General features: G+C 69.8%; 5 protein-coding genes. 4 read left to right on the top strand and 1 reads right to left on the bottom strand.

The annotated features are described in order from the left end of the window. Positions 1 to 3 precede the first annotated feature (3 nt). The 4 genes from ABZS69_RS64055 (at position 4) to ABZS69_RS64040 (ending at position 8,321) form a co-directional block, all read left to right on the top strand. The gene (locus ABZS69_RS64055; protein ID WP_355393970.1) at positions 4 to 168 is read left to right on the top strand and encodes a LamG-like jellyroll fold domain-containing protein; all 165 of its coding nucleotides are present in this window, start codon (positions 4 to 6) and stop codon (positions 166 to 168) included. A gap of 195 nt (positions 169 to 363) precedes the next feature. Next, a complete protein-coding gene (locus tag ABZS69_RS64050; protein WP_355393968.1) occupies positions 364 to 6,510 on the top strand; it encodes an RHS repeat-associated core domain-containing protein in 6,147 nt (2,048 codons plus the stop codon). Between the two features lie 106 nt (positions 6,511 to 6,616). After that, on the top strand, positions 6,617 to 7,375 hold the full coding sequence (locus ABZS69_RS64045; protein WP_355393966.1) for an SDR family NAD(P)-dependent oxidoreductase: 759 nt from the start codon (positions 6,617 to 6,619) through the stop codon (positions 7,373 to 7,375). Between the two features lie 160 nt (positions 7,376 to 7,535). After that, positions 7,536 to 8,321 (top strand): alpha/beta fold hydrolase, encoded by a 786-nt coding sequence (locus tag ABZS69_RS64040; RefSeq protein WP_355393963.1) that lies wholly within the window; start codon positions 7,536 to 7,538, stop codon positions 8,319 to 8,321. A 159-nt stretch (positions 8,322 to 8,480) separates the two neighbouring features. Here ABZS69_RS64040 and ABZS69_RS64035 read toward each other — a convergent pair whose 3' ends face one another. Further along, positions 8,481 to 9,668, bottom strand: a complete 1,188-nt coding sequence (locus tag ABZS69_RS64035; protein ID WP_355393960.1) for an AI-2E family transporter — start codon at positions 9,666 to 9,668, stop codon at positions 8,481 to 8,483. Positions 9,669 to 9,741 lie beyond the last annotated feature (73 nt).

Raw genomic sequence — 9,741 nt, 5'->3', positions numbered from 1 at the left:
ACGATCACGTCCCACGCGAGTGCGTGGAACGCCACCGGCCCGCTGCAACTGGGCCGGACCAAGACCGCGGGCGCGTTCACCGGCTACTGGCCAGGTGCCGTGGACGACGTCCGCATGTATGACGGTGTGCTGAGCGCCGAGCAGATCGCTCAGCTTGCCGCCCAATAAATCTGCCCACCCAGTAAGTCCCGATCAGCACCCCTCGACTGGGAGAGGTTCATGGACCTGCCGAGTGAGTTAGACCTGCCCGAATCCCGCTGGAACCGACCTCACGAATCCGACGAACCAGACATTCCCGACCCTTACTGGAACCGTTTCCTGGCACCCAAGCCCGAGTCGTCCTGGCCCCGCAGGCTCGCGGCTGTGCTCTCCATCGTCATCGTCGTCCCCCTCACGTACGCCATGCCCGCGCAGGCCGCGCCCCGCTCGGCCCCCTCGGTGCAGAACGAGAAGCCGGTCAAGGGCACGAGCGTCCCGGTCCTGCCCCCGATGGCCAATCCAGCCGAGAAACAGGCGTGGAAGGCGCCACCAGGCGTCGCCTGGCCCAAACCTCAGGCGGCGGAGCTGGGCGGTACCGGGGCGAGCACCCTGGCGTCGACCGGCTTCCCTGTGAAGCTCGCCCCGCAGAAGGGCGCCACCGCCAAGGCCGAGGCCGAGACCACCGACCCGGTACGCGTCGAGCTCCTCGACTCCCAGCTGCTCGGCCTCGCGATGCGCGTATCGCCCGGCCAGGGAGCGAACCTCAAGGCCGCGTCCGACAAGAAGACCCGCCTGCAGATCGACTACTCCGGCTTCCGGTACGCCTACGGCGGCGACTACGGCGCCCGGCTCCGCGTCGTCAAGCTGGAGGAATGCGCGCTGACCGGGGGCGACGGCTGCGCCGCGCCCCAGCCGGTCAAGAGCGAGAACGACCCGAAGGCCGGCACGGTCACCGCCGAGGTCGAGTCGGCCGGCCTGTACGCGGTCACGGCCGCCGCCTCCGGCCAGTCTGGCGACCACGCCTCCACCTCGCTCGCGCCGTCGGCGAGCTGGAGCGTCGGCCCTCAGTCCGGTGACTTCAACTGGGACTACGACCTGCGTACCCCTCCCGCGCTGGGCGGCGACGAGCCGGAGCTGTCGATCGACTACTCCTCCCAGAGCGTGGACGGCCGCACCGCCTCCACCAACAACCAGACGTCCTGGGTCGGTGAGGGCTTCGACCTGAACCCCAGCGGCTACGTCGAGCGCCGCTACAAGTCCTGCATGGTCGACGGCAAGAAGACCGGCGACCTGTGCTGGGACGGGGAGAACGTCACCCTGTCGCTCGGCAACTCGGCCGTCGAGCTGGTCAAGGACGCCACGTCCATGCAGTGGCGGCCCAAGCGCGACGACGGCACCCGGATCGAGTACCTCACCGGGGCCACCAACGGTGACAACAACGGCGAGTACTGGCGCGTCACCGGCGCCGACGGCACCCAGTACACCTTCGGCCTGAACCGCCTGCCCGGCTGGGTCACCGGCAAGGCGGAGACGAAGTCGGTGCAGACGGTGCCGGTGTTCGGCAACAACAGCGGGGAGCCCTGCTACAACAGCACCCCGGCCAACGCCTGGTGCCAGCAGGCCTACCGGTGGAACCTCGACTACGCGGTGGACACCCACGGCAACGCCACCACGTACTGGTACGCCCAGGAGAAGAACTACTACGGCCGCAACATGAAGCCCGAGCAGGGCACCGTGTACGACCGCGCGGGCTACCTCACCCGCATCGACTACGGCTACCTGCAGAACGAGCTGTTCACCAAGGCTCCCGCCGCCCGCGTCGTCTTCGACGTGGCCGAGCGCTGCCTGCCCAGCGGCACGATCACCTGCGCCGCCGACCAGCTCAAGAAGGAGACGGCCAGTAGCTGGCCGGACGTCCCCTTCGACCAGATCTGCGACTCGGGCGTGAAGTGCACCGACCGTCTGGCGCCGACGTTCTTCACGCGTAAGCGCCTGGCCAAGGTCACCACGCAGATCGTCAACGCCTCGGGCCAGTACGCCGCGGTGGACTCCTGGACGCTGACGCACCAGTTCCCCGCATCGGGCGACGGCATGAGCCCGGCGCTGTGGCTGGCGTCGATCCAGCAGAGCGGTCACGTGGGCGGCACGATCACGCTGCCCAAGACCACCTTCATCGGCGTCCAGCTGCCCAACCGGGTGGACGCGAACGAGGGCCGCGCCCCGCTGGTCAAGTGGCGCGTGCAGGCCGTGAACAACGAGTCCGGCGGCGAGCTGCGCATCAACTACTCGGCCGCCGACTGCAAGCCGGGCGACGTGCCCACCGCCGACAAGAACACCCGGCGCTGCTTCCCGCAGCGCTGGTCACCGCCGAACGAGGCCGAGGTCAACGACTGGTTCCACAAGTACGTGGTCACGCAGTCGGTCGAGGTGGACCGCGTCGGCGGCGCCCCCAACGTCGTCACCGACTACGAGTACCTCGACGGGACCGCCTGGCGCTACGCCGAGAACGCCCTGGTCAAGGCCGAGCACCGCTCGTGGTCCGACTTCCGCGGCTACGGCCGGGTCCGGGTGCGCCAGGGCGACGGCCAGGACTCCAAGCGCACGCTGACGGAGTTCCGGTACTTCCGGGGCATGGACGGTGACAAGCAGGCCGACGGCTCCAAGCGCAGCGCGCAGGTCACGGACTCCGAGGGCGTCAAGCTCGACGACCTCGACCAGCTGGCCGGCTTCGAGCGCGAGGAGATCGTCTACGACGGCGACGGCGGGGCCATCCTGAGCGCCACGCTGGAGGAGCCCTGGTCGGTCAAGACCGCCGAGTCCACGCAGAGCGGCATCACCAAGGCCGCGTACGTGGTCGAGCCCAAGTCCATGGTCACCAGGACCGCGCTGGACGCGGGCAAGTGGCGGCGTACCGGCGAGGAGCGCTCGTACGACACCAAGGGCCTGCTCACCCAGGTGGAGGAGAAGGGTGACCTGGCCACGACCGACGACGACCAGTGCACCCGCTACACCTACGCCCGCAACGACACCAGCTGGATGCTCGACTACACGAGCCGGATCCAGAAGGTCGCCGCCGGCTGCGGCACCGCGGTGGCCAAGCTGGCCGCCGATGAGATCATCTCCGACGAGAAGGTCCAGTACGACAACAAGGCGTTCGGCCAGGCGCCGACCAAGGGTGACGTGACCACGGTCGAGCACACCGTGACCGGGGACGGCGCGACCATCGTCGAGAGCACCCACACCTACGACGCCTACGGCCGCGAGACCAGCGAGACCGACGCGCTGGGCACCAAGTCCACCACCGCCTACACCCCGACGGCGGGCGCGCCGCCGACCGAGATCACGGAGACCAACCAGCTCGGCCACGTCGAGCGCACCCTGATCGAACCGGCCTGGGGAGAGCCGTACGCCGAGGTCGACGCGAACAACCGCCGCATCGACATGGAGTACGACGCGCTCGGCCGCCTGGTCAAGGTCTGGCAGCCCGACCGCAGCAAGGCGGGCAACCAGTCGCCCAGCACCGAGTACGCCTACACCATGCGGACCGACGGTCCCAGCTTCGTCACCACGAAGACGCTGAACGCGGACGGCACCTACAGCGCGAGCCACGAGCTGTACGACGGCCTGATGCGCAAGCGCCAGACCCAGGAGCCCGCGCCCCGCGACGAGCAGACGCAGGACCCGGCGCTGCGTGACGGGCGCACGATCACCGACACGGTCTACAACTCGCTCGGCGAGGCCGCCAAGTCCAACACCGGCTACTTCGCCACCGGGACGCCCTCCACCGACCTGCTCGCCGTGGCAGACGTGGACGTGCCCAACCAGATCGCGGTGACCTTCGACGGCAGCGGAGACGTCAACGCCCAGATCCTGAAGTCGAAGGGACAGGAGAAGTACCGGGTCAGCACCACGCAGCAGGGCGACCGGATCCACGTGACGCCGCCGCCCGGAGGCACCGCCACGACCCGCATCGGCGACGCCGAGGACCGGCTCATCGAGCTGCGCCAGTACAAGGGCGCCACCCCGACGGGCGAGTACGAGTCCACCAAGTACGCCTACGACCACGCCGGACGGCTGTCCACGGTGACCGACTCGGCGGGCAACGTGTGGCGCCACCACTACGACATGCGCGGCCGCGAGATCAAGATGGAGGACCCCGACAAGGGCGCCACCACGATGACGTACAACGACGCCGACGAGCTGGTCAGCACCACTGACTCGCGCGGCAAGACGTTGTACTACGTCTACGACATCCTGGGCCGCAAGAAGGAGCTGCGCGACGGCTCCCAGACCGGTCCGCTGCTCGCCGAGTGGCAGTACGACGCGCTGGCCAAGGGCCACATGAACGCCAGCACCCGCTACGTGGGCGGGCAGGCGTACAAGGCCGAGATCAACGCCATCGACTCGGACTACCGCACGCTGCGCGAGACCGTCACCATCCCCGCGCGGGAGGGCAAGCTGGCGGGCTCGTACCAGCTCAACACCCGCTACACGATCGACGACCAGGTCCAGTCCGTCAGCTTCCCGGCCGCGGGCGGCCTGGCGGAGGAGCAGGTCGTCTACACCTACGACGAGCTCAGCCAGCCGACCAAGGTCAGCGGTCTGTCGTCGTACGTGACCGCGACCCGCTACTCCAAGCTGGGCGAGACCCTGCAGACGGAGCTGAGCACCGGAGGGAAGAAGACCTGGCTCACCTACACCCATGATGAGGCCACCCGCAGGCTCTCCAGGATGAAGCTGGACAGGGAGGGCGCCACGGCGACCGACCTGGACCTCAACTACACCTACGACGCGGTCGGCAACATCACCAGGATCGCCGACAAGGGCGCGAGCGGCCAGGACACGCAGTGCTTCAAGTACGACCACCTGCGCCGCATGACCTCCGCGTGGACCGGCACCGACGACTGCGCGAGCGGCAGCCCGCAGTCGGACAAGATCGGCGGCGTGGCCCCGTACGCGGTCAGCTACGAGTACGACGCCACCGGCAACCGGACCAAGGAGATCAAGCACGCCTGGGGCGGCGCCGGTGAGACCACGCGTACCTCGACCTATCCGGCGGCGGGCGGCAAGCAGCCGCACGCGCTGCAGACCGTCGGGTCGGACCTCTTCGAGTACGACGCGGCGGGCAACACCACCAGGCGCAAGGTCGGCACCTCCGACCAGGCCCTGATCTGGGACGCCGAGGGCAACCTGGAGTCGGTGACCGAGGCGGGCAAGACGACGTCCTTCGTGTACAACGCGGAGGGCGACCGGCTGATCCGCAAGACGTCGACGGACGCCACGCTCTACATCGACGACATGGAGTTGCGTTTCGACTTCGCCAAGGACGCCGTCGAGCAGACCCGCTACTACACCATGGGCGGCGAGCCCATCGCGGTGCGCACGCCGGACAACCAGGTCTACTTCCTGGTCAACGACCACCAGGGCACCTCGCAGGCGGCGGTGAACGCCGGCACCGGTGAGCTGGCCGTACGGAGGACGACGCCGTTCGGCGAGAACCGGGGATCGCCACCGGCGTTCTGGCCGGGGCAGCGCGGATTCGTGGGAGGCACGCAAGATTCCACGACCGGGCTGGTCCACCTCGGAGCCCGCGAGTACGACCCCAAGAACGGGCGCTTCCTGTCGGTCGACCCCGTCATGGAGGAGCAGAACCCGCAGCAGCTCAACGCCTACGCCTACGCCAACAACAGCCCCGTCACCATGAGCGACCCCGACGGGCAGCTGTTCTGGTTCGTCGCCGCCATCGCGGTCAGGGTCGCGGCGCAGATCATCGCCAGGAGGCTGGCGATGGCCGCCGCCAGGCGGGCCGCCATCGCGGCGGCGCGCGCGGCGGCGAGGCGGGCCGCCATCGCGGCGGCACGGCGCCGGGCATTGGCTGAGGCCAGGCGGAGAGCCGCGGCGGAGGCCAAGAAGCGGGCCCTGGAGGCGGCACGGAAGAAGGCCGCGGCCGCGGCCAGGAAGAAGCTCCAGGAACAGGCCAAGAAGAGAGCGGCCGAGAGGGCCAGGAAGGCGGCGACGGCACGGGCACAGCGCAGGGCCGCGGCGGCGGCGAAGAGAGAGGCGAGGAGAAAGGCCGCCGAGGCGGCGGCGAAGCGCCGGGCCGCGGCGGCGGCCAGGACGCGCAACAGGCGGGCCGGCCGGGTCCCCAGCGGGATCCAGCGGGCACGGCAGCGTCCGGCGCAGCGGCCGACCAGCCACAGGGCGCAGCAGCGGCAGACGCCGCCCAGGGACAGCCGGCAGCCGATGCAGCCACGGCCGAGCCAGATCTACCGCAACGACGGCTCGACCCAGCCGACGCAGTCCTACACCGTCTACCGCGACGGCCGGATGTATCCGGACGGACCGCCGCCCGCGGCCCGGCCAGGTGGCTCCGGTCAGGGTGAGCGGCAGATCTTCCGGCCGGAGAAGATCGAGCCCGAGAACACGAGGACGGGCACGATCGCCGAGGCCGGCTTCAAGGTCAACAACTATCTCGACAAGAGCGGCATCGCCGACGCGCTCGACATCATCATCTGGGGGTTGGGCGGCTAGCCCCTGCTGATGGACACCGGCGCGGGACCCTCACGGGTTCCGCGCCGGTGGCGTTTCCTGGTGAAGTGTCCATAGAATATTGTTCGGTTCCGAGCGAGGAGGCTTTGTGGACGCGTTTGCTCTCACCGGTAAGAACGCTCTGGTCACCGGGGCGTCGAAGGGGATCGGGCGGGGCATCGCGCTCGCCTACGCCGAGGCGGGGGCCGACGTGGCGCTCGTGTCCCGCTCGGCCGAGAGCCTGACCGAGGTGGCCAAGGAGGTCGAGGCGCTGGGCCGCCGGGCCGTGGTCATCCCCGCCGACCTCACCGACCGCGAGGCCGCGGCCGGTGCCGTGGCGGCGGCCATCGACGGGCTCGGCCACCTGGACATCGTGGTCAACAACGCGGGCGGGTCGAACTTCCTCGTCGAGTTCAAGGACCTGCGGCTGTCGGGGTGGGACAAGCTGATGCGGCTCAACCTCGACACGGCCATGATCGTCTGCCACACGGTCGCGCCCCACCTGCTGGAGCGGGGTGGCGGCACGGTCATCAACGTGGCGTCGGTGGCGGCGCTCGGCGCGCCCTTCCTCGCCCCGTACGCCGCCGCCAAGGCCGGGGTGGTGGCGCTGACCAAGACGCTGGCCGTGGAGTGGGCGCGGGCGGGGGTGCGGGTCAACGCGCTGTGCCCCGGCTGGACGGCCACCGACCTCAACCGGAACCTGTGGGAGGACGAGACCTCCGGCCCGGCCACGGTCGCCAACGTGCCCATGCGGCGCTGGGGGACGGTGGCGGAGATGGCCCAGCCGGCCGTGTTCCTGGCCAGCTCGGCTTCGGCGTACATGACGGGCCAGGTGCTGTTCGTGGACGGCGGCGCCACGGCCATCTGATTGTGCGCGGAATTAATCGCCAGGCAATGTCAGTTTTATGGTGGACATTGGCGGAATGACGTCCTTATAGAGACTTTTATCGAGGCGTTCAGGGTTTTCGGCAGATATCGGCATACGACATTGAGTGCTTGCGGCCGTGAACCGGGTTACCGTGTGGTCCGTGCAGCTCTACACGAGATCGGCAGGGACCGGGCTCCCGGTTGTGCTGCTTCACGCGTTCCCGCTCTCGTCGGCCATGTGGCTGGCCCAGCGTGAGGGCCTGGCCAGGGCCTGCAGGGTCATCACGCCCGACCTGCGCGGCTTCGGCGGGTCGCGGCTGGGCGACGACGAGCCGTCGCTCGACCTGATGGCCGATGACGTCGCCCGGCTCCTCGACGACGAGGGCATCGACAGGGCGGTGGTCGGCGGGCTGTCCATGGGCGGCTACGTGACCATGGCGTTCTGCCGGCGCCACCCCGACCGGGTGCTCGGCGTGGTCCTGGCCGACACCAAGGCCGGCGCCGACCCGCCACCGGCACGGGAGAACAGGGAGCGCATCGCGCAGGCCGTGCTGTCCACGGGCAGCGAGGTGCTGGTCAGCGACGTGCTCCCGGCGCTCATCGGGCCGACCACGAAGGAACGGCGGGCCATGGTGTTCGGGCGGGTCAAGGGGCTCGTGCAGTCCGCCCCGCCGGGCGCGGTGGCCTGGGCGCAACGGGCCATGGCCGCGCGGCCCGACTCGTTCGACACGCTGAGCGCGCTGAAGGTGCCGCTGCTGGTCGTGGTGGGGGAGGAGGACGAGCTGTCGCCGCCCGCCGACGCGGAGGCGATGGTACGCGCCGTGCCCGACGGGCGACTGGAGATCATCCCGAAGGCCGGCCACCTGAGCGCGGTGGAGCAGCCCGAGGCGTTCAACGCGGCGATCACCGAGTTCCTCCAGACCGACCTCGCCGGTCCCCGCCCCTGACCCGCCCTCGTGGGACCTCGCGCTCCCGAGGGACCTCGCGCTCCCGCTCCCGCGCGGGACCTCAGCCCCTCCTCCCACTCCCAAGGGACCTCAGCCGAAGTGAGAGGGGCAGCGGGACGAAGCGGGTCCCCAGGTTGCGGGCCCTCCCCCGGGACGCCCTCAGGCTTGGTCCTGGCGCGGCAGGAGCACCTCGCGGACGATCAACGCGATCGCCGCCGCCACCGGGATGGCCAGCAGCGCCCCGACGATGCCGAGCAGCGCGCCGCCGAACAGCGCCGCGATCACCGTCACCGCCGGCGTCACGTCCACCGAGCGCTTCATCACCCTCGGGTAGATGAAGTAGTTCTCGACCTGCTGATAGATCACGAAGAAGATCGCGCAGGCGATCCCCGCCGGCACCGACTGCAGCAGCGCGACCCCGGTCACGAGCACCGCGCCGATCGTCGCGCCCACCAGCGGGATCAGGTCCGTCAGCGCCACGACCAGGGCGAGCGCGAGCGCGTACTGCACCCCCGCGACGGACAGGAAGATCCAGGTCAGGAAGCCGGCGATGACCGAGATGAGCACGTTGCCCGCCACGTATCCGCCGATGCCGGAGAGGATCTGCTCGCTGATCGCCCTCGTCCGGGTCCGGCGGGAGGACGGTACGAGCTTGAGCAGGTAGTCCTTGATCGTCTGCAGCGAGCCGAGGAAGTACAGCATGAGCACCAGCAGCGTCACCGTGGTGTAGACGCCGTTCAGCACCACCAGCCCCGCGCCCATGATGCCGCTGGCCAGCGACGGCCCGAGCGTGGTCGTCACGAACGTCTTGAGCTGCGCCAGGATCTGGTAGTCGGCGTCGAGCTGGTGCAGCGTGGGATTCTTGCCGAGCTCGGTGACGTACGTGGGCACCGCCGCGACGAACTCCGACAGCTGCTGGCTCACCGGCGGCACCACGGCCAGGCCGAACAGCGCGAACGCCACGATGACCCCGGTGAACACGATCGAGATCGCCCCCCGCCGGGCGAAGCCGCGGCGCTGGAGGGACTCGACGGCCGGGTTGAGGCCGACGGCCAGGAACATCGCCACGACGACCAGGATGATGGTGCTCAGCGACGCGACGACCATCTGCGCGATCGCGATCGCCGTCAGCACCCCCAGCCCGCCGACCAGCCCGAACAGGAAGGGGCCGCGAGCGAGCGGCTTGCCCGGCAGCCCGTACGGCTCCTGACCTCCGTCGCCGTCCTGGACCCTGGCGGCGCCGCCCGGCCTGGGCGCTTCCTTTCCTGCGGCCGTGGACTCCGCAGGCGCGGGCGGCGCGGGCTGCTCTGTGGGCTCCGGGGTCGCGGACTCGACATTCGCGGACAAGGTGACACTCCCGAGCTTGTCGGCTAATAGCAAAGAGAGAGCCTAGCGACCATCAGGTCGCCAGGCTCTCTCC

It is taken from the genome of Nonomuraea sp. NPDC005650 (genome assembly GCF_040605375.1).
GTDB lineage: Bacteria > Actinomycetota > Actinomycetes > Streptosporangiales > Streptosporangiaceae > Nonomuraea.
Note: the sequence above shows the minus strand (reverse complement) of the source record. Positions and strands in the feature narration are given on the sequence as shown.